We start from the raw sequence: 24,923 nt of genomic DNA, 5'->3' as shown, positions 1-24,923 counted from the left end.
GGAGTATTTGTTTTTTGGTTTAGCATGATAAAAACTTTTACTCCACTTATTTATTAAATTTAACTATTTTTAGATAAAATTAAAAATTCCAAACCAATTTCATCAAAAAATTTCAAATCAACAAAGTTTTTGAAAGAGTCTGTTTTTTTTAGGCATTTGTTAATAAGCCCTCTTTTTCAGCAAATTCAATGAGTCGTGCATATGTGGGGTTATTTTTTAAGGTTTTTTTATTTCCAACGATTATTAATTTTCGTTTAGCTCTTGTTATGGCGACATTTAATCTTCTTAAGTCTTTTAAAAAGCCAATGTTGCCTTTATCATTGCTCCTAACAGTTGATATGATGATAATTTCTTTTTCTCTTCCTTGGAATCCATCAACGGTTTTTACTTCAACTGGAGTTTTATTTTGTATTAATTTTACTTGGTCTGCATATGGGCTTATTATTCCAATATCCTCTTCATTGATCCCATTATTTAAGTAGTCTTTAGCAATATTGATTACAATTTCAGATTCTAATGGATTTATCAGTGACTTTGAATCTCTTAAATGTTTTTCTTCATTGGTATCTGCATTTGAAGTATTAATAAAAAGTAATGCTTCTTCATGGTGATTTGGGCCAAGTAAATCATCAATTTTTATTTCATCAACACTTGTATCACTTTTTAATCCATTATTGTAAAATTCCCTGTTCGGGAATTTCATAAGCAACTTGTTCATTCTATATTGGATATTTAATAGCTGGGATTTATATGGATAAAGTTTAATTAATTCTTCAAACAATGTTTTTTCTAACTCTCTGGATTTTGGGCTTATAATTGTTGGAGGAAGTTGCTTGTGATCTCCGGCAAGTATAAATCTACGAGCTTTGGCTATTGGAATTAATATGCTGGGGATTGTTGCTTGTGATGCTTCATCAATAATTGCAACATCGAATTTGGTTTTAGCTATTGAGTCAAGGGCTGCTGATGAGTTTGTTGTGAGAATGACATCACTACATTCGATAATATCTCGAATTATTTTATTTTCTATTCTTTTTATATTGTCCTGTAATTCATCAATTTCCTGATTGTATTCAATCCACTGTGCCATTGATTTCATTTTTTCAGGATTAATTCCACGTCCACCTTTTCCTTTTGAAGCATTATGTAATATATCATAGTCACTATATCCTCTACGGAATTGGGGTGTTGGTTTTGTGTGGGTATTTCTTTTTTCTATTAGTTTGTCTATTTTTTGGTGAATCTTTTTAATTTTTTTATTTAGCTCATGTTTTTCAACTTTATAAGCTAAAGTTTTTGTAATATTATGTTTGGATACTCTTTGAGGGTGTCCAAGCCTTGTTAGATTTAGTTTTTTATTTTCCATTAATCTTTCCAGTATGTTGTCTACTGCAGCATTGCTTTCAGCTGTAGCTAATACTTTGTGTTTTTGTCTGGTTTCCTGTATGATTAATTCAACTAGTGTTGTTGTTTTGCCAGTTCCAAAAGGACCATGTATTAAGAAGAAGTTTTCACATGAAAGAGCATTCTCAATAACTATCTTTTGTGAATCGTTAAGAAAATCATCAATATAATCAATATATAGTGTTTTTTTATTTTTCTTTGGGTTTCTATCAGTTAAAATATATTCTAAGGCATCTTTTCCTTTTAAACTTAAATGCCTTAGATTATCTTCCATTCTCTTGAAAGTCACATCATTTGCATATAAATCAATTCGAACTTTCTTTTTCATAGCCCATTTTGGGATTCTCTTATCAAATGCGACTTTGATAAATCGATTTCCTTTTTCAGTGACTGTTCCTGTTAAATCGCTTCTTAGTGGATTATCAGTACTGATTAAAACCATATCTCCCACAGAGATTTCTGTTTCTATTTTTTCAGACCTTCCGAATTGAATAATTGTTAGTCCTAATTCTTTGCCGATAAATTTTCCTTTAACTTTATTTATGGCTCTACCTAATTCTTCTCGTTTTTTACCTGACATTGTGCTGATTTCATGAGTCATCAACTCTATTTCAGCTTCTCTTTCATAGTTAACAAGTCTAATTAGTCGTTTAATATATTTCTTCAAATTAATCCCTATTTTTAAATAGGGGTTATTATGTATAATTAATTATGCATTTTAAAAAGATAGATTCATTTGGAAATTTGGAGATGAGTTATATTTCAGATTTTTCTGGAGGTTACATTGCAAGAAATAAAAACATTTTAAAGCATTTGGAATTAACTCCTATTAACCTATTTATTTTAGAGAAATCTGTTTATGGCACACCGATTTTCAAGATGGGGGATAGTGGGAAGAAGATAATGATTCTATCTGGAATTCATGGAAATGAATTGCCTCCCCAAATAGCTAATCTATATCTGATAAATTATTTAATTAACAGTGAATTGAACAATACAATTTATTTAATTCCATTTGCTGCTCCGAAATCTTCCATGAATAATGAAAGAACTTTTAATTCGATTGATTTAAATAGAGCATCACATATTGAAAATTCAGTAAGCAATTTGATTGTGAAGTCAATTGAAAAGTTGGATATTTTTGCTGTGGGGGATTTCCATTCAACTGCTTTTAATTCTAATCCTGGATGTGAGTCTATTTTTTCATCAAAATCTCCAACTTCTGAAAGTTTTTTAATTGCAAATTATATTTCACGAGACATAGGTTCTGAAATGATTTCTTTTGATTTTGCAGGTTCTGCATATAAAGGTGCTGTTGAGGATGTTTGTAATTTAAATGGGATTCCATCAATTACATGTGAAGTTTTGTCTCCATTTGGTAATGTTGGAAGGGGTACTGTTGAGCGATCTTTTAGTCAAATGAAAAGTTTTTTATCTTATTTTGGAATTTAATATTACTTTTCAAATGCTCTTGGATTAATTACTTTTAATTATTATCTAAATAATAATTATAAGGTGATTTAAGTTGTCGTCTTATAAAGGACATTCTATATTTGCATTGTTACTTGCGTGCATGTTTTTTCACAGTCCTCTGTTAATTGCTTTAACAATAATTGGTGCAAATATTCCAGATTTTGATCATAAGTTCAAAAAGGACAATGTATATAAGATGATTATCTTGGGATTAATAATGTTCATATCACTTTATATACTTAAATTACCTTATTATGTTGGTTTAATTGTTGTATTTTTAGGTGTAACTTTTTATTTCTCTGAACATCGCAGTTTTACTCATTCACTCTTTGGGATATTAACATTAACTGCAGCAGTTAGCTTAATACTGATTTGGGGATTGCAGTTGATAACAACATTCACAACACTAAATGATTATTATATGATTTTAGCTATATTGATTGCTTTATTGGGCTTTTTATTTTTAAATAAAAAATTACTGTTGATTTTTTTACCAATATTTTTTATTTGTTTGTTTGTAGTCAAGACAGGGGACTTCACCTATATGGAAATTGTTTTAAGTTTATTTTTGGGATTGTTCTCACATATTGTTCTAGATTCATTTACTCCATCTGGAATTAAACTATTTGCTCCATTATCTTCAAAAAAGGTTTATAAAAGTTTTGGGTTAACTGTAATTTTTATTTTAGCAATTTTAGCTATCATGCTTCATGCATCCTGGTTATTTAAAATATTTGAAATCTATATTCAGTATTAATAGAATTGAGCTTTTTTGGAATTTATTGTTGCGATAATAATGAGTTTTTTTTATTTCGTGTTATTCTTCTTTAAATTTAATTTAACCTGATATTATGTTTATTTTCTTGTTTTTATATGGGTTAATTCCTTTTTTATTTTTTTAAAAAAATTATTACGCATGTTATTTATTTTTTATAACATTTCAAATAATAAATACATAACATTTATAATAAATAATCATGATAATTAATACTGTTATTATAAATAGTCAATTTTGACTTTTTTAATTATTAATGAAATGGAGCTTATTTAATGTTTTTGACTAGAATTGGTTATGGAATTATTTATTTCTTAGACCTTATTTATGAAATCTTTAAATCAACATTTAATGTTGCATTTTATGGGATTATGGGAAGAAATATTGATCCTGTTGTTTTTGATATTGAAACAGTTTTAGAAAGACCTGTTTCACAAACAATATTGGCAAATAGTATTTCTTTAACTCCTGGTACTTTGGCTGTTGATTTAGACAGTGAAAATAACATTATCAAAGTGGCTACTATTTCTCCAAGAAAAAAAGAGGATGTTATTCCTTTTGAACCATATATAAAGAAAATGTTGGAATAAATTTGTTTTTAACATTTTTCTTATAAAATAATCGAGTGAGATAGTATGGATATATTATTTGTTTCAAAATATTTGGTGGTTATAGCATTAATGATAATGATGTTAGCTGCATTAAGAGCAAGTGCTTATAAATTCACATCTATGGGGCTTTTAGGAAGCTCAATTGTGGTAAATGCATTTGCAGTTGCATTATTAATCGTTGGTGGATTATATAATCTTGAATTCTTTAGAGATATATCATTAGCTTTAATATTCTTTGGTTTTGTAGGTACTGTTGTATTTTCTGTAGTTTTAGGGGGTGGTGATGAATGATTGAGTATGTTCAGTCAATTCTTCTTATCATAGCAGCTATTTTAACTATAATTTCTGCAATAGGCCTTATTAGTTTGGATAAAGATACAAAGAATGTTGTTTATGCAAGAATTCATATTGTGGGTGTTTTCGATGTTGCATGTGTTATTGCAATGATTGCAATAGGTCAATATTTGCTTGCTGGAATTTACTTTATTCTAATGCCATTCATAGCACATGCAGTAGGTAATGCTTATTGGAAAAAAGAAGATAGAGAAAATAATTCAGATTTACAAATTATAGAAGAAGATGTAGGTGAAAACCATCCATTTTTACATCCTAAAGAAAAAATGCAAGCTTTAGAATTTGAAGATTCAGAAAAACTTAAAGTAGATGAAAGGTTTTCAGTAACTACATTAGAAATTGAAGAGGATGAGTAGGATGATAGAATTTATATTATGTTTAATAACAGTTTTAAGTGCCATTCTTGCTATTATCCAAAAAGACTTATTAAAAGCAGCGATTCTAACTGGATTTTCAGGTGGAGCTCTTTCGGTTCTTTTCCAAATATTATTGGCGCCTGATGTTGCTTTAACTCAAGCTATTGTAGGTGCTGCAATTGTGCCAGTATTCATTGCTTTAGCTGTTAAAAAAACTCAGAGGGTGGATAACTAATGGCACAAACTCAACTTGCGATATTATTGACTTCTGTTGCATTGATTGTTGTTGGTCTTTATTCTGCAATTTTTATTGATAATATCATAAAAAAGATAATCGGTATTAGCTTCATTGAAGAGGGAGCTAATTTGTTCATTGTTGCTATTGGATATAAAGCAGGTGGTGTTGTACCTATTTTGATGCCTGGTATGGACACTTCATGGTTTGCTTCAAACGCTGCATATCCATTGCCTTTCGGTTTAGTACTTACTAGTATTGTAATTGGTGCAAGTACATTGGCCGTCATGCTGTCTTTAGCAATGGTTCTTTATAGAAAATATGGTACTTTAAGTACTAGTGTAATGTTAGCAGATACATCAAAACAGGAGGAATATGATGAATGAATTAATTCCTCTTATGGTTGTCATTCCATTAATGGCAGCATTAATTATTAGTGCTTTTTCAAAATTCAATAAAGTCATTAAGATTTTTGCATTTGTTGTTGCAATTTGTCTTCCTTTAATTCCATTATTGTCAAATTATGGTCTCCATTACTTTGGAGGGTATCAACCAATATTGGATAATGTGACAAATTTCATGTATCATCCTGCAATTACTTATTCATTTTCATTCTTACAACAAGTATTTATTGCAATGATAGGTCTTTTAACATTTTTAGTTGTATTCATTTATTTAACTAAATATAAGAAAGTTTCAGGACCTTATTTGTTCTTGTTATTCTTAGGTACTGCAGCTGTTACTGCAATGTTTTTAACAGATGATATATTTCATATGTTTGTATTCTTTGAAATTTTAGCACTTGCACAAGTAGGTATAGTTGCAGCTTCATCAATTGATTACAGCTATGAAATGGCTTTGAAGTATATGATTTTAGGATCAATTGGAAGTCCAATAATGCTTTTAGGAATTGGATTCTTACTTGCATTAACTGGTAGTGTAAATATAACTGATATTGTTACTGCAGTTCATAGTGGGTTAGTTAATGTAAAATCTCCAGTATTTTTATTATCACTCGGATTAATATTCTTTGGATGGTTATATGCATCCGGTTTACCACCATTCCATACTATAAAATCTGGAATTTACTCAAAAGCAGAACCTCACGGAGCAGCTTTACTTCAGTCATTTACAGTCGCTTCAATGATTTCAATTGTATTAATAATGTTTAGAATATATTCAGTATTACCAATATTTGAAGTCCTCATAGTGTTCTTCTCTATCTTAGCTATGGTATTGGGTGTTTCACTTGCATTAACCCAAACAGACTTCAGGAGAATGATTGGATTTTTAGCTGTTGGAGAATTAGGTTTCATTGGTTTAGGTATTGGTCTTGGAACTAACTTTGCAATTACTGCTGGACTTTTCCAAGCATTAAATGAAATTATAATTACTGCATTGTTATTCATTGGATTTGGTGCGATAGTTGAAGCAACAAATGAAGTGGATACACGTAAACTTGGTGGTCTTTTAGCATATCATCCAAAAGTAAGTATCATGCTTTTAATTGGTGGTTTAGCTATGGCAGGTGTTCCACCATTAAGTGGTTTCCAATCTAAATTAATGCTTGTTCAAGCGTCTTTAAGTTGTGGATTCCCTGAACTATCAATTTTAGCAATTATGGTAAGTATTGCTACATTCATGGTATTTGTAAAAACATTTTATACAATGTTTTTAAAACCAAAACCAGTTGAATTAGATGTTGAAAATAAAGAGGTTCCTCGCGCTATGGTATTTGCAATGGGGATATTATTAATATTGATCGTGCTCTTAGGTTTATTCCCAGATATTATCGTACAAGGGATTTCTAGCTTTGTAGGGGGAATATTATGACATTATATGACAAAATATTTGGTGTTGTAAAACAATTCAGAAAATTGTTTTCACCAGGGCCAGTGACTAATGTGGATGTTTCAGGTAGTATTTCAGCAGAAATATTTTTAATTGTTTCATTAGTTTTAGCGACTTTGTTATTGAGACATATAAGTATTTTACTTGCAGGATTAGTTGCTTTAATTACAGCAGTTGTTTTAATTGTAAATATTCCACTTATCCCAAAGTTTAAAATTGAACAAGAGGATTCTCTGGATAAAATGCTATTTTATTCAATAGTAACACTTGCAATTATATGTGTAGTTATGTATTGGGGTGGTAATCTTGTCTAATCACACATCAGTCCGTAATTTAATCGTAGCAGTAATGACAGCAATATTCTCTGTTACTTTGTTTGATGCTGTATTTCATTTAAGTAGCATGATTAATGCGGGTGTAAGTAATATTTATAATGTTTTAGGAACTCAAATAGCTCCAAATATGGTAACTGTTGTCATCTTTGATTTCAGAGCTTATGATACATTGGGAGAGTCAATCATATTGTTGACTGCTGCTTTAGTAGTTTTACTTGTATTTGGTAGAGGATTATTGGGGGATAGAGAATGAGTCAAGGTAGTATGATTTTAAAATTAGTCTGTTTACCTATTTCATTGATATTGATTTGTTTAGGTATAATGACTATTCTTGGAGGACATATAACTCCTGGAGGAGGTTTCCAAGGTGGTGCTATGATTGCAAGTGGAGTCATATTATCAATTCTTGTATATGGATTAGGTAATTCTCCATTAGAATTCTCACATGCATATATTGAAGTTCTTGAGTCTATTGGTGCATTAGGATTTATTATTTTTGGGTTAATAGGATTATTTGTAGGAGGATTTTTCTTATACAATGTTGGTACAGATTTATTGAATGTTGTACCTTCTGCAATTCAAAATGTGTTCCATTATCCTGATGTTACTAATGCTGGAATTATTCCGTATCTTAACATATTTGTGGGATTGAAAGTATTTGTAGGTTTATCTGCAATTGTTATTGCATTTGCTGGATTTAAAAAAATTACTGAGGAGAATGAATGATGTTAAGTTTAGGACCAATCATATTTGGAATAATATTTGGTGTAATTATTGGATCTCAAATCAAGCTTAATAACTGTGATTCAGAGTTTACTTTAGCATCATTTGTAATAATAATTATTGCAGGAATCATTGTAGCATGGCAATCTGGAAATTATCCATTTTATACAGATTTACCAATTTCAACTGCATTTGTAGCTGCTTTAATAGGAATTTTTGTAGGCAAACTACTATTTGCAAGGAGTAAATAAGGAGTTTTTATAATGTTTTTAACAACTAATACATGTGAAGGAAAAAGGGATTGTATTAATCAATGTCCTACAAAATCTATTAGATTTATCAATGGAAAGGCATTTAGTTGTCTTACTTGTGGAATATGTTATGAAAACTGTCCAAATGATGCTATATTCCAAAATGGTTATGGAGGATATGTTGTAGACAGGGCTAAATGTAATGGCTGTGGAATGTGCATGTACAATTGTCCTATTGATAATATTAATATTGAAGATGGGATTGTATATGGTATTTGTTCCCGTTGTGGTGTTTGTCAGGAAGTTTGTTCAAACCGTGTTGATGGATATGAGCTTGAAAAAGATAAACAATTAAATTTGATTAGATCATTACAAATTCTTAACCCTCCATTAAACAATGTTCCACACAAAAAAGAAAGTGAAACTAAAGTAGTTATAAGAGGTTACTTTGGAACTGATGCTGATAAATGTATTTTATGCGGAAGATGTCAGGAATATTGTCCTACTGGGGCTATTCATGTTAAAATTGATAGGGATGAGGGAATTTGCAGTGGATGCAGATTATGTGAGGATGTTTGTCCTAATGATTCAATGAATAAACATCAAATTGTTAATAAAACATCATGTACACTTTGTCTTAACTGTATGAAAGCATGTCCTCATAATGCAATTTCTGTTGATAACTTTGAAATTGCTGTCAATAAATTGAATCAAAAACCTAACGGTTCAATTATTTCATGTTTGAACTGTGGATTATGTGCTGATTTATGTGAAAATGAATCACTTAAACGTGCGGATAATAATAAATTAAGATATGATCCAACATTAGATGCAGAAAATTCAAATCATGAGGTAGTTATTGCTCATTGTCCAGTTCATACATTAGTTGAAGATGATGAAATGTTCATTTATAATGAGCTTAATGAAGAAGAATTACCTACATTGTCTGGATTCTGTGTATCTTGTGGAAAATGTTTCCAAGTTTGTAATGAAAATGCTCGTCAGTTCATGACTTATTCTTGGGATGGAAAAGTTTCACAGGATTGTATATCTTGTGGAATTTGTGTTGAAGTATGTCAGGAAGAAGCAATTACACTTAACAGAGGAAGCATATCTGTTGATTTAGATAAATGTATATTATGTGAAAATTGTGCAGTACATTGTCCTGTTGATGCCATTCCTAAATCTACAAGTTATAAAAATGAGATTAAAGATGGATTCAATTTCATTGAACAAAAATTATGTATGCATTGTGGATTATGTTATAAAACCTGCTCATATGATGCAATTGAAAAAATTGACGGTAATTTCGTGGTTAATGAAGAAAATTGCATATATTGTGGTGCATGTAAGAATGCATGTCCTGCAAGAGCATTTTTATTTGAAAGAAATTTTAAAGATTCAATGAGGGTATTTAAATGGGAAATTTAATTAAAATAGCTTTAGAGGGAGCATTTACTAACTTTAAAAGAATCTTTTTTGCAGCTGATAGAGTTACTGATATGGATATGAAGAAACAAATAGCAACTCTTTCAGTGGGAGTAGATGACAGAGTTGATGAAAATGCATGTATCGGATGTTCTGGTTGTGCTAATGTATGTCCGACCAATGCAATTGAGATGAAATCATTAGCTCATCCTGTTAAATTAACTAAAGGTTGGATTAAAGATCAAGTGCCTGAAATTAACCTTGAAAGGTGTGTTGTATGTTATTATTGTCATGATTTTTGTCCAATATTTTCACTTTATGGGCAAAAAGGAGCTGTTCATCCATCTTGTGTAGGAGATCAGGAAGTAAATGTTTCAGAATTCCTTGAACAACCATTTAAAATATCCGATGATAAGCTCAAATTTATTGCACAATATTTATCAGATAAAACAGTATTAAAAAATAAAGAGGATGGTGATTAGATGGGAATTAAATCATTTTCAAGAGCAAGAGCAATACATATCATGTTAGTTTATACTGGTGGATGTAATGGATGCGATATTGAAATAGTTAATTCAATATTATCACCAAGGTTTGATGCTGAACAATATAATGTGTTTTTAACTTGGAATCCTCGTGAAGCTGATGTTTTAGTTGTAACAGGACCAGTTACACATTTAAATAGAAAACCATTAGAAGCAATTTATGATGCTATTCCTAATCCTAAATTAGTTGTAGCTGCAGGAAGTTGTGCTTTAATGGGTGGAGTTTATAAAAATTGTTTTGGAGATATTCCTTCAGAGGAAATCGAAGGGCCAGTTGATAATATCATACCTGTTGATGCGAAAATTCCAGGTTGTTCTGTAAGGCCACAAGATGTTTTAGCTGGGGTTGTATCACTTTTACCTACATTATTAGATGCGGATTAGAGAGGGATTTATATGGATGAAAAAGTACCAACAAATAATATTATTGAAACGGAAATTCCAATGGGTACAGTTCACCCTGCTGCATTGGAACCATATAGAGTAAGGTTTTTTGTTGAAGATGAGATAATTCAAGAAGCTGAAATTACTATTGGTGTTAATCATAGGGGAATAGAAAGAATCATGGAAGGTCTTCCTGTTCAAAAGGCAAATGCACTTACTGAAAAAATTTGTGGAATTTGTTCTAATTCACATGTATGGAATTCATGCAGAACCGCTGAAATTGGTTTAGGTATTGAAATTCCAGAGAGAGCTACTTATATTCGTGTGATCATGGGTGAACTTGAAAGATTACACTCACACTTTTTGTATTTAGCTCATGGTTGTGAAGTATTGGCTCACGAAACATTTTCAATGAGAGTATTCTATTTAAGAGAAATAGTCATGGAATTACTTGGAATGATTGGAGGAAACAGAGTTCAATATGGTTGTTCTGTTTTAGGAGGAGTAAGACCTAGATGTGAATTAGATTCTAACAAATTACAAAGGATTAAAGAGGACATGGATAAACTTGATGATGGTCTTTCAGATTTTGCTGATAGATTTGTCGCAGATCCAATTGTATTGTCAAGGATTACTGGTGTAGGAGTATTACCACAAAAACAAGCAATTAAATTAGCTGTAACTGGCCCATCTCTTAGGGCTACTGGTGTTGCAAGAGATTTAAGAACTACCATGTTTGAGTATGATGATTTCGATTATAATGTAGTAACCCAACCTGATGGTGATGTAAAATCTAATTTATTGATGAGAGTTTTAGAATCATTTGAATCAATTAAAATCATAAGGCAAGCTATTGCAAATATTCCTGATGGTAAATTAGTTAATAATGATTGGGAAATGTTTGATACTGATGGAATTTCTGAAAGTTATATTGAAGTTCCAAGAGGAACATTATATCATTCTTATGCATTAGAAACCGGTAGAGTAAGACATTGTATCATTAGAACTCCTTCAATGGCAAACATTGGTGCAATGCAATATGCATGTATTGGTAATCATCTTACAGATGGTCAATTATGTATAGTACAATGTGATCCATGTTTTACATGTACTGATAGGGCAATTGAGGTAATTAGGAGATAGATTATGTATTCAAATATAATTACTAATCCAATAGTTGCAGTAATTCTTACAGTGGTTGTTTGTTTTGTAATTTCAACATTGCTTCCAGGTATTGAAAGAAAATATATTCATGCAAGAATTCAACAAAGGGTTGGTCCATTAGTATTTTCTCCAGGAATTATGGCTCCACTTAAATTTTTATTTAAGGAAGATGTTGAAGTTTCATCTCCTGTTCCAAAATTATATAAAAGTTTACCAATAGTGTGCTTCATTGTGGTTTTATGTGTGTTAATTGCATTAACTCCACAGGCTTATAAAATCCCCGCACTTGCAAGTTTAGTGGCTATTGTTGGATTTTTAAAAGTAGAAGAAATATGCTATGTATTGATGGGAGCATTATCAAAATCTGTAATGTCTGTTAGAATGCCTTTCCCTGATCGTGTAAAAGGAGCAGCTCATTTAAAAGCTCCATTATCTTTTATTGAAGATATGAGTGCAAAAAGGTCTTTAAGAATGATTACTTATGGATCTTTTCCATTGTATTTGGCATTGTTTGCTCCAGTAACTGCTGCTAGGAGTATTTTCTTAGAGAATATTGTTGCTTTCCAACAGGTGCATGGTCCATTCTTATTTACAATATCTGGTGGAATTGCTGCTATTGTATTTTTCATAGGTTATATGATAACTTTAAATGAATATCCATTTTCCATTATTAAGGCTAAATCTGATGTTATCGAAGGACCATATATGGAATATGCTGCTAAATATAGGTCTATTGTCTTTGTAACTAGAGGATTTTTCATGTTTGTACTTGGTGCTGTATTTTCAGTACTATTCATTGGTGTTCCTCCAAACATTTTTTCACTAGGAATTCTTGTTAATATTGCTGTTACTTTAATTTTTGTATTTATGATGGGTATTTTCTCAGCATTCGCACCAGTATTTACAAACAAGCAATTATTACCAACAATTTTAGGAGCAACATTACTTGGTATATTATCTATCGTACTTGGATTATTATAGGGGGAATTATTTATGAAATTTGTTATGAGACCATATCATATAATAAGTCTTGGAGGATACATTGTTGAATGGGATTTCCCTTATAGGGATCTTATTATTGTTAATAAAACTTCTGAACCAATTAAAATGGAAATTCCAGTTTTTGATGAAGAATGGATTCAAGAACATAGGGATTTAGGGCTTGATGTCATTCCAGTTACTAAAAATGATAATTATTTAAGCATGTGGAAAAGAGCCCATGCTGAATTAGATAAAGTAAGGCCAAAAAATGAGTGATTATACATTAACTATTAAATCTGATGAGAAGAAAGGTGTATTAGACGATATTACTGATGTTATTACTGAATATGGGGCAAATATCAGTTATGTTCATCTTTTTGTTGAGAAGAACAATATGGGTTCTATTAATCTTGAACTTGAACATGTTGAAAACATTGATGATTTAATCGAAGATTTAAAAAAGATCGAGGAGATTAAATCAGTTGAGTTACATGGTTCACAATTGGATATTTATGGTAAACGTATAATTATTGTTGGTGGTGGAGTACAAGTATCTCAAGTAGCTATGGGTGCAATCACAGAAGCAGATAGGCATAATATACGTGGTGAGCGTATTAGTATTGATACTATTCCATTGGTTGGTGAAAAATCATTAGCTGAAGCTATTGAAGCTATTTCTAGGCTTCCTCGTGTCGGAGCTTTAGTTTTAGCCGGTTCACTAATGGGTGGTGAAATTACTCGGGCTGTTAAAAAAGTTAAGAATGAAAGTAATTTGGTTGTAATTTCACTTAATATGCCAGGTAGTGTAACTAAATATGCTGATTTAATAATCACTGATCCTGTTCAGGCAGGTGTTTTAGCGGTAATGGCGATTGCAGATACTGCAGCATTCAATATTGAACGTTTAGATGGTAATATTCGTTTTTAATTAAATTGAATATTATCCACTATTTTTCCATACAAATTTTTTCATATTCACATTTCATACATTTTTTAGAATTTTTATTGATGTTTGGGATTTTTTTATTTTCAATTATTTCTTTAACTTCTCGTATTACATTGAATAGTGATTTTCTAAGGTTAACATCCATTACAACTGGTCGTCTATCTCCAATTTTTTTATAATCAACAAATCCTACAAACACTTCTGTGTCAAATTCTTCTTCAAGAAGGATTGCATTTGCAACAAGTTCAATAGCATCCTGGTCCCAAACACCTTTTATTGGTGGATTTGAACTTTTAATGGATATTGGATAATATTTTCCATCAATTATTTCTATTTTATCACATATTCCAATTAATTCAAGCTGTGGGTCTTTAATTAAATAGGAATAAATACAATTGGGAAAAAACATTTCACTAATATTAAACCCATCTTTATTTAATATGGTCATTGCTTTTTTAGATTTGATACTTAATGTTTTTATGTTGAAATATGTTTCATCGTTTATTTCGTCAATTTGTTCGGTGGTAATTTCCATATTTGAAGATTTCATTGATTCTGTTGTGTTTTCTATGTATTCGTAAATATTTTGGGATAATATTTTTTCAATTTCTCCTAAACTCATGGTTCTTTTGATTTTACGAATATTTTTCTGCATTAAATCTTGAATGTCAATTTTTAAGTTTTTAATTTCCAAATAACAATTATTTTCGTTGTTTTCATCGATATCAACATGTGTTTTCAGATATAAACTCATTGGACAGTACATGTGCATTTTTATTGAAGATATGTTAATCATATTTTTGCCTCTTAAATTCAGTATAATTACTTAGAAATTATTAATATAAATAAATATGGCTTTTAAACTCTTAAATTTTATTAATACATCTAAATATTATCTATATGCACAGTATATTAATTTTAAATGATTTTTTTAATGAGGTATTTGAATTGTTGTCTGTTAATAAAACTCGAGTTTAATAATATATTTTAATCATTTCTAGGAATGGCGAATTGGGTTATAAATTCTTTAAAATACAGAATCTTGTTTTAAAAATAAAAAAAGTAAATAGCTAATTATTTAGCTATTCATTTAATTCTTCATTGTAGTAGTCTTTATTTTTCGCAGGTAACTTAGCAAATATTATTGGTAATATAATTAATACTGCACTCAATATTACCATAATGACTAATCTCAGACTATCTGAGCTTGTTATTGTAGAATAAGCTCCTTGAATCCATAAGACTGCGATACAAATAGGTAAAATAAATTTAATTACTACTTTCCAAGTTTTACCTACTTTGATTCTTGAATCTTTATTTAAAGTTTCGATTAATTTATCGAAGTCATAAATCCAACCGAAGATTATACATTCAATAAAGATTGCAAGTAATAATGCAAAGTTGTTTAAGAATGCATCGAACGCTCCAAGTATTGTACTTCCAAGGCTTGTGGCAAAAATTATTGAAATTATGAATCCTGCAATACAAATCATTGTAACAGCTTTTTTACGTTTAATATCGAATTTTTCAGAAATTGCATATGTTGCTACTTCTAGAAGTGCAATTGTAGATGTAATTCCTGCAAATAGTATACATATAAAGAATAATGGTCCTATAATTGATCCCATTGTTCCCATGGTATTGAATACTTGGGGGAATACTACGAATGCAAGACCACTTCCTTCAGTTACTAATTCATTAAATGGAATTCCTGTTGACACTACCATGAATCCTAAAATTGAGAAGATTCCAATGGAATTAAATACTTCGAAGGCAGAGTTTGAAAATGCTACTGTTATTGCACTATCAACTAATTTTGATTTTTCTGGCAAGTAACTTGCATAAGTCATTGCAATTGCCATACCTAAACTAAGTGAGAATACAATTTGTCCAAATGCAGCTAGCCATACATTTAAATCGGTTAATGCATTCCAATCTGGGGTAAATATTTGCATATATCCACTTGATGCTCCAGGCAAAGTTAATGAGAATATGACAATTATTACCACTATTAAACAAAGTACAGGTAATAGAATTTTACTTACTTTTCCAATTCCTTCATTCAAATCTCTTTTTACAATGAACCATATCATGAACCAAATAGCAGCTACTGATGCAAGTACGATAGGGACGATTTGGAATATTCCAGTTATTGAGTTTGTTGATTGTAATACACTGTGGGTAAAGAATGCATCGGGATTTGCTCCCCATGCTTTTGTAAAACTTAAAAGAACATAAATTAAATCCCATCCTACAACACAAATATAGTATGTTGTAATTAAAAATACGATTAGTACAATAAACCACGCTATTGGTTCTAATTTTTTACTTATTGAGAATAGTATTCTGCCGATAGATTTCTTAAATCGGAATCCAACTGCATATTCTACTAGTACAAAGGAAATTCCCAGTAGGAATAATGATATGATGTATGGAATCATAAATGATCCCCCACCATTGGAATATAAAACATTTGGGAAACGCCAAATGTTTCCAAGTCCAACAGCTGAACCAATCATAGCCATCATGAATGCAAAATTACTTTCCCATTCTACCTTTTTTTCACTCATTTTATCACATTAAATAATAACATTATTACTTTGTATCTTGATGTTTATAATTGATTGGATTTTTTTAACTTATTTCTTTCAGTTTTGTTTAGGAATATTGAATAATTATTTTATTTTATCTACTCTATTAAATTATTATTCAATTGAAAATCCAGAAGTTTTTGAAAAGATATGTAATAGGTTCATTACCTCTTGTTAATATTTTAAAAAAGAATAGTTTGTTCTTTAAAACTCCATATTGTATGAGACTAGTCATTAGCTTGAACTAGGTAAAAATAATCTTCTATTGTTGATAGGATTTATTTTAAAAAATAGTTGGGAGTATAAACTCCCGATTTATGCAGGGCTTTCTTTAAGTTTCAAGTATTCATCAATTGCTTCACGATTGGTTCCAACAACAATTCTATAATAATCGTCTTTTCCTTGAGTGATAACTTTTTCTACTCTGCCTTTTGCGATTACGTGTTCTCCATCAATTACTTCACCAGCATAAGTGTGTGTAAATGAAACGACTTCTTTGATAGGTGCTTCAACACCATCTAATATTTTTAGATTTTCAATAGTGTATGATGAAGGATTATCAAATGCACCAAGTGCACTTACAATATCACATTCAATTTTAGCAATTCCTTGAGGTTCATAAACAGTATCTCCCCAAGTTCCTTCAATTTCATTGTAATCTTTAGTAGCTAAAATATCAAATAGAGTCCCATTAATTGTTCCTCTATTTGCTTTTCTATTTTCATACCATCTAAATTCTTCTTTAGTTAAACTTTCATCACTCATTCTTTTATTATATACAAAATCCCAATAATCATCTGTAATACCTTTGACTGTGATATGTTTATCAATTTCTTCGATATAAACTTCTTTTCCTCTGTGTTCTTTAAATGTTGATATTGCTCTTCTGTGATTTTCAAGACCATATACCACAAAGTCTAAGTCTGAAACATCACTTTTCTGAAGGCCGGGCAGAATAGAACCTGAGATTCCTAAATGATCATAAGGGATATTTGCAACGAAATGGAAAAAATCAGCAACATCCATTAATTTTGCAATGAGTTCTGGATTTTTAACTTCTCCACCATTATCAAAAGTATCTTTAATATCTGAAAGTCTTTTTTCAGGTTTGATTATTCTTTTAACTTTTTCTAGTGGTACTCCCATCATTTCGACATTTGTAACATCACAAAAATATAAATAATCAGGATGGTTTTCTCTTAAGTATTCGTAAGCCTCTATGGATCCTACTTTTCTGTATTTTTTACCATCTTTTTCCCTATCTCCTTCAGGATCTGGGATATATCTTAAAAATGAAATCACTCTGTCTTTTGGATGGATATAATTTGTTGATGCAAAATATAAATCGTCACTTGTGTAAATAAAATCTCTTGTTCTTACCTGTTCCATTTTATTATCTCCTAATTAAATTATTTTATAAGACATCTTTAAATTAATTTTTCATTTAATCTTAATATTTATATAAAAATATAATCTTAAATTAGTTTATGTCTATTATTCATAAACATATTGATGAAATATTTGAATATGATGGAAGTCAAATTAATCCGTCTTGGGCTTTTCAAGAGTTTGGAATTTATGGTTCCTCAATTATAAGTTGGATTGGTCCAGTCAATATCACTCCAGATAACTTAAAGGATTTTGCTGATGTGGGATTGGAGATAAAATCTAATTATATGGTTAATTTCATCTGTGAATTCTTCGATCAGCAACCTCCAAATATGAGGATTGCTTATCTAAGACAAAGGCTTCTTGTAATGATTTTTAGGGAGATTCTTACTGAATATGGAATTGAAACTAAAAGGGAAGGTGATGATATTTTTGTAGATGGTGGAAAGTTATCTATTTCAATAGCTAGTATTTCTTTAAGTTCTGCAAAAATACATTTCGCACTTAACTTGGAAGATAAAGGAACTCCCGATGATGTTGAAACAATTGGATTATGCGATATTAAAGATGAAAATGGAACTCAAATTTTTAATAATGATAATTTATTAGATTTGATTAATGAAATTGTATCCAGATTTATTGATGAGTTAGAAACAATTGAAAATGATATAAGTAAAACAAAGGTGTTAGGATGAAAATTTTAGTTAATGGGATTCAATCAAATTTAAGATTCTCATCTGCACATGTAATTCCTGGTCATGAATCCTGTGGTTTTATTCATGGTCACTCTTACTTTGTAGATGTTGAAATTGAAGGTGAAAGAGCTGGAAAATTCGAATTTGTAGTTGATTTTAAGGATGTAAAAGGTTTTACAAAAGCAATTTGTAATGAACTTGATCATAGATTATTGATTCCAGTTTTCAATGATTTAATTGATTTTAAAGAGTTTGATAAGGAAAATGACTCAATTGAGAAGTTAAAAGAAAATAAATCTATTCATTTTAAAATAGATGGTAAAGGATATTCAATTCCTTCCGTGGATTGTGTATTATTGCCTTTACCGTATACTTCTGCAGAAGAGTTATCAAAATACTTTGCTGAAAATTTGGCGGAAAAATTATCAGAGTCTTATGATAACTTAAAATATGTTGCAGTTTGTGTTAATGAAGGCATTGGTCAAGGTGCAGAATATAGGAAAGATTTATAATGAAAGCTCCAATAATAGAAATATTTTCAAGTTTTCAAGGAGAAGGCCTTTTAATTGGTGAAAGGCAAATTTTCGTCAGATTTGCAGGTTGTAATTTAAATTGTAATTACTGTGATACGGTGAATAGTAAATCTGAAAAATCAGGAAAACTAATGACGCCTGAGGAAGTTTGTGAGAGAATCAATAAAATTTTAACTCCTGATTGTAAGACAATTTCATTTACTGGTGGAGAACCTAGTTTGTATCCTGACTTCATTTCTGAGGTCAGCAGGAATTTTAATTTAAATATAATGCTTGAAACAAATGGTACTTTGCCGGAGAATATTGATTCAATTGATAAATTGGACATTGTTTCGTTAGATATTAAATTACCTGAACATTTTGATAATAATTTTAATGAGGATATTTTATTGAATGAGATTAAATCACTAAATTTATTAATGGCGAAGTTCATAAAGGTATATTGTAAAGTAGTCATATTGCCTTCAACGAAAATAGAATCATTTAAAGAGGTAGTTGAAAAATTATCAAAAAATATTTCAAACAAAAGCAACCTTAAAATAATTATCCAACCGTCAAGTCCTTTAAATGACTGGGAAGATATTAATTCTAGATTATTTGAGTATTCTGAAGTTGTTGGACAATATTTTGATGTTTCCACCATTCCTCAAATTCATAAAATATTGAATATTGAGTGAGTTTTGTTTTTGATATTTTGATTTTATTTTTTTGATGTGTGATTTGATAATAGAGGTGTGTAAATGAAAGATAAAACATCCATTAATAGAAAATCAAATACTGGAGCAGTTGAACATGTGACTAAAGTTCACGATAGAGAAGGAGATATAATGGCTATTGCAACTAAAGATGTTATTTCCATTCCTCCAACTAAATCTATTAAGGATACTGCTAAAGTAATGATGCAACATGAGTTTAGAAGATTACCAATTACCGATCCAGGTTCTGGTAAATTATTAGGTATTGTAACTGTAATGGATATATTAGATTTCTTTGGTGGAGGAAAAAAATTTAACATTATTGAGAATAAATACGAAGATAACTTCTTAGCAGCAATTAATGAACCTGTTAAAGAGATTATGTCTCGTGACTTAATTACATTATCTACAAAAGCTTCAATTGGAGAAACTATAGGTGCAATGTTAGATAACCAAGTAGGAGCTGTTCCTCTTGTTGATGAAAATGGAAAACTTGCAGGAATTGTAACTGAGAGAGATATTTCATTATCTTTAGCTGGTATTGCAGGTAAAGAAACTGTGCATGAATACATGAGTCCTAAAGTATTTACTACTACTCCAGGTACACCATTGGAAAGTGCATGTAAAATAATGGTTAGAAATGGTTTAAGAAGAATTCCAATTGTTGGTGGTGAAGCTGACATTTCTAATGCAAATAAAAAATTATTAGGTATTTTAACATCAACAGATGTAATTAGATTCTTAAATGCAAAAGAATTATTTGATAATTTAAATTCAAATTTAGCTACTGATGTTTTAAAAACTACTGTATCAGAAATTATGGTTAGAGACCCAATTACAGTAGAACAAAAAATGACTATAGGCGAATTATGTGAGTTATTCGCAGAAAGAAACATTGGTGGTGTACCAATTATTAAAGATGATACAATTATAGGTATTATCACAGAAAGAGATGTTTTGAACTCAGTTAGAAGAGCATAAGTGTATAGATAAGGAGATGATAATCATGCAAATTAAGAATTTGATGTCTGAAAATTTAATTACAATAGACAAAGATCAAAATCTTTCTGATGCATTAAGATTATTACGCAAACATAATGTTTCTCGTTTGCCTGTAACAAATAATAAAGAACTTGTAGGTATCGTTTCTGAAAGGGATATTGCTAACAAACTTGGATCTTCAAAATCTGAAAGCATGCCCGCATCAAGATTCCATATTTCATCTGTAATGGTTAAAGATGTAATCACTGTTTTAGAAACAATGCAATTAGGTGATGTAGCAGAATTGATGCTGGAAAATGGTATTGGATCAGTTCCTATTGTATCTGATGAAGGTATGGTTGGAATTGTTTCTAAAGCCGATTTTGTAACTCTGGCTAGTGGAATTGCATTTGATAAGATAACTGTAAAAGAAGTCATGTCTAATGATGTAATTGCGGTTGCTCCAAGTGATAGATTAATTCATGCAAGGAGACAGATGCTTAATGCTAATGTTGGGAGAGTACCAGTTATAGAGGATGATGAACTTAAGGGAATTATTACCTCTAAAGATTTAATGAGAGCATTCATTGATTTTAGAAAAAATGTTCCTGAAAAATATCAAAAATCTCAAATTAAAGAGGTTCTTGTTGAGGAAATTATGTCTTCAAACCCATCTTCTGTATCTAAAGAAATGTCAATCAGCGAAGTTTCTAAAATTATGATTGAAACAGGATACAATGGTTTACCTGTTGTTGAAGAGGGTAATGTCATTGGTATTATAACACAAACAGATATATTAAGACTAATTGCAAAATTAGAATCTTAATATTTTTATTTTTTTTTAAGGGTATGAATATGCCAGTAATCTCATTTTTAGGGCCTAAAGGAACATTTACTCATGAAGCGGCTAATATGCTTGGAGGTAATTTGATTCCATATTGTACTATTCCTGCAGTTTTGGAAAGTGTTGTTAATGATGAATCAGTATATGGTGTTGTTCCAATCGAAAATTCAATTGAGGGGCCTGTTGGAATCACATTAGATTCTTTAGCACATAAATTTGAATTGAAAATATTTGATGAAATTATCATTCCAATTAATCAAAATTTAATGGTAAATCCTGGAACTAAAATGGAAGACATCGAGGATGTTTATTCTCACTCTCAAGCAATCGCTCAATGTCAAGAGTTTATTATTGGGAATAAAATTCAACCTCATTATGTAGTAAGTACCGCTAATGCTGCTAAAAATATTGTTGGTCATAAAAATAAAGCAGCTATTGGAAATTCAAAAGCAGCTGAATTGTATGGTTTAGATATAATTAAACCAAATATCCAAGATAATGATAATAATGAAACAAGGTTTGTTGTCATATCAAAAAATGATCATGAACCAACCGGTTTTGATAAAACTTCTATTATATTTTCTATTTATGAAGATAAACCGGGTGGATTATATGATATTTTGGGAATTTTTCAAAAGAATAATATTAATTTAACTAAAATTGAGTCTAGGCCTTCTAAAAAAGGATTGGGTAAATATTTGTTTTTTGTTGATTTTAATGGACATAGAAATGATGATATTATTAAAAATATCATTGACCAAATCAAAGATAAAACTTATTTTCTAAAAGTTTTGGGTTCTTATCCTGAGTTTAGGTAAACTATAAATTACTGTTTTAATATAAAATTATATTATAATGATTCAGGGAGGGTAGGAATGCCAAGTGATAGAGATAAACTTCTAAGAATTATGAATAGTTTGGAACATGATTATCGTTCTGGAAGGATTTCTCCAGAGAAATATAGTTATTTTCGTTCTAAATATGAAGATAAATTAAATTCTATTGATGCAAAAGAAGCTACTCAAAGGATTAGATCTATGCAAGGTAAATCTAATCAAACTACTCAAATTAAAAGAAGTAGGAAATCTACCAAAAATGAAAAGGAAGAAAAGCAAGATTTAGTCCAAAAATACATTATTGATCCTAAAAATGGTGATGCTAAATATAATAAAAAAGAAAAAAAACAGATGAGTAGTGGAACATTTAAATTAGTATTGTTATTAGTATTAGTTGTGGCTTTCACAGTTGGTGTAGGTTATGGAGTTTTTAATTTGGATTTCAATAGTGTTTCTGAGACATCTGCTGTGGCTATAGTTCAAGATACTGCATTCCCTGATATTACTGAAAATATTAATAATACTACAAAGACTGTAACAGCTTCATCTAATGAAGATTACTCTACCAATGATTCCGATGTAGAAACTACCGAGGATTCATCAACTTCTGATTATTCTTATGATAGTTCAAGTAGTTCTGATTATTCTGATAGTAGTTCCAGTGATTCTGATTATTCTGGTGGTGAGTCTAGTTCAGGCAGTTCTTCAAGTGGAGATTCCGGTTCTGGATACGAGGGAGAGAATGGAGGATAATAATATTCCTATTTAAATGGTGATTGTATGAAAAATAATGTTTTTAAAAGAAGTATAATAATTATTTCATTTATATTACTGCTTATTTGTGCATTTTCATCTGTTAATGCTGAAGAAGATAATTCAGATATTACTATGATGACTTTATCTAAAGGAGGTATTGTTATTCATTATCCTTCTAATTGGGGTTATTCTGAGTCCAACTCCAATTATTCTATCATGTCAATATCTAAGTTGGATTCAATCGATTCTGCTGGTGTAGGTCAAGTAAATATTAACTTTGAGAAAAAAGCTGTTCAAGGGGATTTTTATACTTTTTTAAATAGTACATATAACTCAATGCAAAAAGATTCCTCTTTTAATTTGTCATCTTCTGGAGAAGTTATGATAAACAATATTCATGCATATGAATATGTGTATTCTTCTAATCAAAATGATACTATAAAAGCCCACAAAGCTGTTTGGTTTGAAAAAGGAGGACAAGCTTATGTTATGTTATATAGTGCACCTATAGATGAATTTGAAGATAATGTATATGTATTTGATTATATTTTATCTGACATTCAAATTACATAATTAGTATATTGGAGGATTATTATGATTGTATTATGTGTTACTGGTAGTATTGCAGCTACTGAGGCTATTAAATTAGCTCGTGAGTTTAAACGTAATGATATTATCGTAAAGTGTTTCATGAGCGATGCTGCATGTGAGATTATACATCCGAATGCAATGGAGTTTGCAACAGGAAATGATGTCGTAACTAAATTAACTGGTCAAATTGAACATGTTAAATATTCTCAAGAGGATTTAATATTGGTTGCTCCAGCAACGGCTAACACTATTTCAAAATTTGCATATAAAATTGCTGATGATGCCGTTTCCACTCTTTTAATCACTGCTTATGGTCATGATACTCCAATCATATTTGTTCCATCTATGCATGATTCAATGTATAATGCTATTAAAGAAAACATTGATAAAATTAAACAAGAAGGTTCAGCTACTTTCATTAAACCTCGCATGGATGAAGGAAAAGCTAAATTTCCATCTAAAGAGGACATTGTACTGGAATCTTTAAGGACAATTACTTTAAATAAGAAGGATTGATTTTATTAAAGGAAAGAAAGTTTTAATTAGTCTTGGTGGAACATATGAGCCCATAGATTCTGTAAGGGGGATTACAAATAAATCTTCTGGTAAAATGGGTTTAGCACTTGCAAAGGAAGCATATATTAGAGGTGCTGATTTAACTCTTGTTGTTGCTAAAGTTAGTGTTGAAATTCCTTCTGTTTTTGATGTCATTCATGTAGAAACGGGTAGTGAAATGAATGAAGCTATTTTAAGCTTAATTCCTGATTTTGATATATTCATTTCTACTGCTGCGGTTTCTGATTTTGAGTTTAAAAAAAAAGATGATAAAAAGATTGATTCAAGTAGTTCACTATCTTTAGATTTAAAGCCTGCAACCAAAATAATTCGTCAAGTCAAAAATATAAATCCTAATATATTTTTAGTTGGATTTAAAGCTGAATTCAATGTTTCAAAAGATGAAATTATTGGCTGTGCTAGAAAACAAATTAAACATGCGGGTACAGATATTGTTGTTGCTAATGATATATCTAAAGAAGATTGTTGTTTTGGATCTGATAATAATGAAGTATTCATAGTTGATGATGATGTATTGTCTGTTCCTTTAGCTTCAAAAATGGAAATTGCAAAAGTTATTTTAGATATAATATCAGAAAAAATATCTACTCATGTATAGTAACATGTAATTTATATCATTT

General features: G+C 30.1%; 33 protein-coding genes. 29 read left to right on the top strand and 4 right to left on the bottom strand.

From position 1 onward, the window contains the following. Positions 1 to 148 precede the first annotated feature (148 nt). On the bottom strand, positions 149 to 2,071 hold the full coding sequence (locus tag ACR0P1_RS04450) for an IGHMBP2 family helicase (protein ID WP_432645207.1): 1,923 nt from the start codon (positions 2,069 to 2,071) through the stop codon (positions 149 to 151). An 83-nt stretch (positions 2,072 to 2,154) separates the two neighbouring features. Between ACR0P1_RS04450 and ACR0P1_RS04445 the strand changes: the two genes are divergently transcribed. From ACR0P1_RS04445 to ACR0P1_RS04355, 19 genes are all read left to right on the top strand, one after another. After that, positions 2,155 to 2,856: a deacylase gene (locus ACR0P1_RS04445; protein ID WP_432645206.1), complete on the top strand. Its 702-nt coding sequence runs from the start codon at positions 2,155 to 2,157 to the stop codon at positions 2,854 to 2,856. A gap of 73 nt (positions 2,857 to 2,929) precedes the next feature. Next, a complete protein-coding gene (locus ACR0P1_RS04440) occupies positions 2,930 to 3,634 on the top strand; it encodes a metal-dependent hydrolase (RefSeq protein WP_432645205.1) in 705 nt (234 codons plus the stop codon). A gap of 293 nt (positions 3,635 to 3,927) precedes the next feature. Then, positions 3,928 to 4,242: a Na+/H+ antiporter subunit E gene (locus ACR0P1_RS04435; protein WP_432645204.1), complete on the top strand. Its 315-nt coding sequence runs from the start codon at positions 3,928 to 3,930 to the stop codon at positions 4,240 to 4,242. A 45-nt stretch (positions 4,243 to 4,287) separates the two neighbouring features. After that, positions 4,288 to 4,554 carry a hypothetical protein gene (locus ACR0P1_RS04430; RefSeq protein ID WP_432645203.1) on the top strand — a complete coding sequence of 89 codons (267 nt, stop codon included), beginning with the start codon at positions 4,288 to 4,290 and terminating at the stop codon, positions 4,552 to 4,554. Next, positions 4,551 to 4,973 carry a cation:proton antiporter gene (locus tag ACR0P1_RS04425; RefSeq protein ID WP_432645202.1) on the top strand — a complete coding sequence of 141 codons (423 nt, stop codon included), beginning with the start codon at positions 4,551 to 4,553 and terminating at the stop codon, positions 4,971 to 4,973. The genes ACR0P1_RS04430 and ACR0P1_RS04425 overlap by 4 nt, the downstream gene beginning before the upstream one ends. A gap of 1 nt (position 4,974) precedes the next feature. Further along, the gene (locus ACR0P1_RS04420; RefSeq protein ID WP_432645209.1) at positions 4,975 to 5,208 is read left to right on the top strand and encodes a DUF4040 domain-containing protein; all 234 of its coding nucleotides are present in this window, start codon (positions 4,975 to 4,977) and stop codon (positions 5,206 to 5,208) included. After that, on the top strand, positions 5,208 to 5,594 hold the full coding sequence (locus ACR0P1_RS04415) for a cation:proton antiporter subunit C (RefSeq protein WP_432645201.1): 387 nt from the start codon (positions 5,208 to 5,210) through the stop codon (positions 5,592 to 5,594). The genes ACR0P1_RS04420 and ACR0P1_RS04415 overlap by 1 nt, the downstream gene beginning before the upstream one ends. Beyond that, the gene (gene ehbF / locus ACR0P1_RS04410) at positions 5,584 to 7,041 is read left to right on the top strand and encodes an energy conserving hydrogenase EhbF (RefSeq protein WP_432645200.1); all 1,458 of its coding nucleotides are present in this window, start codon (positions 5,584 to 5,586) and stop codon (positions 7,039 to 7,041) included. Before ACR0P1_RS04415 ends, ehbF begins: the two co-directional genes overlap by 11 nt. Then, positions 7,038 to 7,373: a hydrogenase gene (locus ACR0P1_RS04405; RefSeq protein ID WP_432645199.1), complete on the top strand. Its 336-nt coding sequence runs from the start codon at positions 7,038 to 7,040 to the stop codon at positions 7,371 to 7,373. The genes ehbF and ACR0P1_RS04405 overlap by 4 nt, the downstream gene beginning before the upstream one ends. Next, on the top strand, positions 7,366 to 7,647 hold the full coding sequence (locus ACR0P1_RS04400) for an EhbH (RefSeq protein WP_432645198.1): 282 nt from the start codon (positions 7,366 to 7,368) through the stop codon (positions 7,645 to 7,647). The genes ACR0P1_RS04405 and ACR0P1_RS04400 overlap by 8 nt, the downstream gene beginning before the upstream one ends. Further along, complete coding sequence (locus ACR0P1_RS04395) at positions 7,644 to 8,120, top strand: MnhB domain-containing protein (protein ID WP_432645197.1); 477 nt, start codon at positions 7,644 to 7,646, stop codon at positions 8,118 to 8,120. Before ACR0P1_RS04400 ends, ACR0P1_RS04395 begins: the two co-directional genes overlap by 4 nt. Beyond that, the gene (locus tag ACR0P1_RS04390) at positions 8,117 to 8,368 is read left to right on the top strand and encodes an energy-converting hydrogenase B subunit J (RefSeq protein ID WP_432645196.1); all 252 of its coding nucleotides are present in this window, start codon (positions 8,117 to 8,119) and stop codon (positions 8,366 to 8,368) included. The genes ACR0P1_RS04395 and ACR0P1_RS04390 overlap by 4 nt, the downstream gene beginning before the upstream one ends. Positions 8,369 to 8,380: 12 nt before the next feature. Next, positions 8,381 to 9,799 (top strand): 4Fe-4S binding protein, encoded by a 1,419-nt coding sequence (locus ACR0P1_RS04385; RefSeq protein WP_432645195.1) that lies wholly within the window; start codon positions 8,381 to 8,383, stop codon positions 9,797 to 9,799. Next, a complete protein-coding gene (locus ACR0P1_RS04380; RefSeq protein WP_432645194.1) occupies positions 9,787 to 10,278 on the top strand; it encodes a 4Fe-4S binding protein in 492 nt (163 codons plus the stop codon). The genes ACR0P1_RS04385 and ACR0P1_RS04380 overlap by 13 nt, the downstream gene beginning before the upstream one ends. Beyond that, positions 10,279 to 10,725, top strand: coding sequence for an NADH-quinone oxidoreductase subunit B family protein (locus ACR0P1_RS04375; RefSeq protein WP_432645193.1), 447 nt, complete (start codon positions 10,279 to 10,281; stop codon positions 10,723 to 10,725). A gap of 12 nt (positions 10,726 to 10,737) precedes the next feature. Further along, a complete protein-coding gene (locus ACR0P1_RS04370) occupies positions 10,738 to 11,868 on the top strand; it encodes a nickel-dependent hydrogenase large subunit (RefSeq protein ID WP_432645192.1) in 1,131 nt (376 codons plus the stop codon). A 3-nt stretch (positions 11,869 to 11,871) separates the two neighbouring features. Then, positions 11,872 to 12,870 carry a respiratory chain complex I subunit 1 family protein gene (locus ACR0P1_RS04365; protein ID WP_432645191.1) on the top strand — a complete coding sequence of 333 codons (999 nt, stop codon included), beginning with the start codon at positions 11,872 to 11,874 and terminating at the stop codon, positions 12,868 to 12,870. Between the two features lie 12 nt (positions 12,871 to 12,882). Next, positions 12,883 to 13,146 carry an energy-converting hydrogenase B subunit P gene (locus tag ACR0P1_RS04360; protein WP_432645190.1) on the top strand — a complete coding sequence of 88 codons (264 nt, stop codon included), beginning with the start codon at positions 12,883 to 12,885 and terminating at the stop codon, positions 13,144 to 13,146. Next, positions 13,139 to 13,798, top strand: a complete 660-nt coding sequence (locus tag ACR0P1_RS04355; protein ID WP_432645189.1) for a DUF5612 domain-containing protein — start codon at positions 13,139 to 13,141, stop codon at positions 13,796 to 13,798. The genes ACR0P1_RS04360 and ACR0P1_RS04355 overlap by 8 nt, the downstream gene beginning before the upstream one ends. A 19-nt stretch (positions 13,799 to 13,817) precedes the next feature. On the opposite strand, the gene cas4 is transcribed toward ACR0P1_RS04355, so the two are convergent. From cas4 to ACR0P1_RS04340, 3 genes are all read right to left on the bottom strand, one after another. Further along, positions 13,818 to 14,612, bottom strand: coding sequence for a CRISPR-associated protein Cas4 (cas4, locus tag ACR0P1_RS04350; RefSeq protein WP_432645188.1), 795 nt, complete (start codon positions 14,610 to 14,612; stop codon positions 13,818 to 13,820). Positions 14,613 to 14,898: 286 nt separating this feature from the next. Beyond that, on the bottom strand, positions 14,899 to 16,386 hold the full coding sequence (locus tag ACR0P1_RS04345; protein ID WP_432645187.1) for a sodium-dependent transporter: 1,488 nt from the start codon (positions 16,384 to 16,386) through the stop codon (positions 14,899 to 14,901). 336 nt (positions 16,387 to 16,722) lie between these two features. Beyond that, the gene (locus tag ACR0P1_RS04340; protein WP_432645186.1) at positions 16,723 to 17,796 is read right to left on the bottom strand and encodes a DNA polymerase subunit beta; all 1,074 of its coding nucleotides are present in this window, start codon (positions 17,794 to 17,796) and stop codon (positions 16,723 to 16,725) included. Between the two features lie 98 nt (positions 17,797 to 17,894). Between ACR0P1_RS04340 and ACR0P1_RS04335 the strand changes: the two genes are divergently transcribed. The 10 genes from ACR0P1_RS04335 (at position 17,895) to ACR0P1_RS04290 (ending at position 24,901) form a co-directional block, all read left to right on the top strand. Next, positions 17,895 to 18,491 carry a DUF366 family protein gene (locus ACR0P1_RS04335; RefSeq protein WP_432645185.1) on the top strand — a complete coding sequence of 199 codons (597 nt, stop codon included), beginning with the start codon at positions 17,895 to 17,897 and terminating at the stop codon, positions 18,489 to 18,491. Further along, a complete protein-coding gene (locus tag ACR0P1_RS04330) occupies positions 18,488 to 19,003 on the top strand; it encodes a 6-pyruvoyl trahydropterin synthase family protein (RefSeq protein WP_432645184.1) in 516 nt (171 codons plus the stop codon). The genes ACR0P1_RS04335 and ACR0P1_RS04330 overlap by 4 nt, the downstream gene beginning before the upstream one ends. Further along, positions 19,003 to 19,701 (top strand): 7-carboxy-7-deazaguanine synthase QueE, encoded by a 699-nt coding sequence (locus ACR0P1_RS04325; RefSeq protein ID WP_432645183.1) that lies wholly within the window; start codon positions 19,003 to 19,005, stop codon positions 19,699 to 19,701. Before ACR0P1_RS04330 ends, ACR0P1_RS04325 begins: the two co-directional genes overlap by 1 nt. 63 nt (positions 19,702 to 19,764) lie before the next feature. Next, complete coding sequence (locus ACR0P1_RS04320; RefSeq protein WP_432645182.1) at positions 19,765 to 20,700, top strand: CBS domain-containing protein; 936 nt, start codon at positions 19,765 to 19,767, stop codon at positions 20,698 to 20,700. 25 nt (positions 20,701 to 20,725) lie between these two features. Beyond that, positions 20,726 to 21,526 carry a CBS domain-containing protein gene (locus ACR0P1_RS04315; RefSeq protein WP_432645181.1) on the top strand — a complete coding sequence of 267 codons (801 nt, stop codon included), beginning with the start codon at positions 20,726 to 20,728 and terminating at the stop codon, positions 21,524 to 21,526. A gap of 29 nt (positions 21,527 to 21,555) precedes the next feature. After that, positions 21,556 to 22,362: a prephenate dehydratase gene (pheA, locus tag ACR0P1_RS04310; protein WP_432645180.1), complete on the top strand. Its 807-nt coding sequence runs from the start codon at positions 21,556 to 21,558 to the stop codon at positions 22,360 to 22,362. A 57-nt stretch (positions 22,363 to 22,419) separates the two neighbouring features. Further along, complete coding sequence (locus tag ACR0P1_RS04305; protein WP_432645179.1) at positions 22,420 to 23,133, top strand: endoglucanase; 714 nt, start codon at positions 22,420 to 22,422, stop codon at positions 23,131 to 23,133. 27 nt (positions 23,134 to 23,160) lie between these two features. Further along, positions 23,161 to 23,709: a PsbP-related protein gene (locus ACR0P1_RS04300; RefSeq protein WP_432645178.1), complete on the top strand. Its 549-nt coding sequence runs from the start codon at positions 23,161 to 23,163 to the stop codon at positions 23,707 to 23,709. Between the two features lie 21 nt (positions 23,710 to 23,730). Further along, positions 23,731 to 24,243: a flavoprotein gene (locus ACR0P1_RS04295; RefSeq protein WP_432645177.1), complete on the top strand. Its 513-nt coding sequence runs from the start codon at positions 23,731 to 23,733 to the stop codon at positions 24,241 to 24,243. 25 nt (positions 24,244 to 24,268) lie between these two features. Continuing rightward, positions 24,269 to 24,901 (top strand): phosphopantothenoylcysteine decarboxylase domain-containing protein, encoded by a 633-nt coding sequence (locus tag ACR0P1_RS04290; RefSeq protein ID WP_432645208.1) that lies wholly within the window; start codon positions 24,269 to 24,271, stop codon positions 24,899 to 24,901. The last annotated feature ends 22 nt before the right edge of the window (positions 24,902 to 24,923 follow it).

It is taken from the genome of Methanobrevibacter sp. (assembly GCF_050872065.1).
In the GTDB taxonomy this organism is placed as follows: Archaea; Methanobacteriota; Methanobacteria; order Methanobacteriales; family Methanobacteriaceae; genus Methanocatella.
Note: the sequence above shows the minus strand (reverse complement) of the source record. Positions and strands in the feature narration are given on the sequence as shown.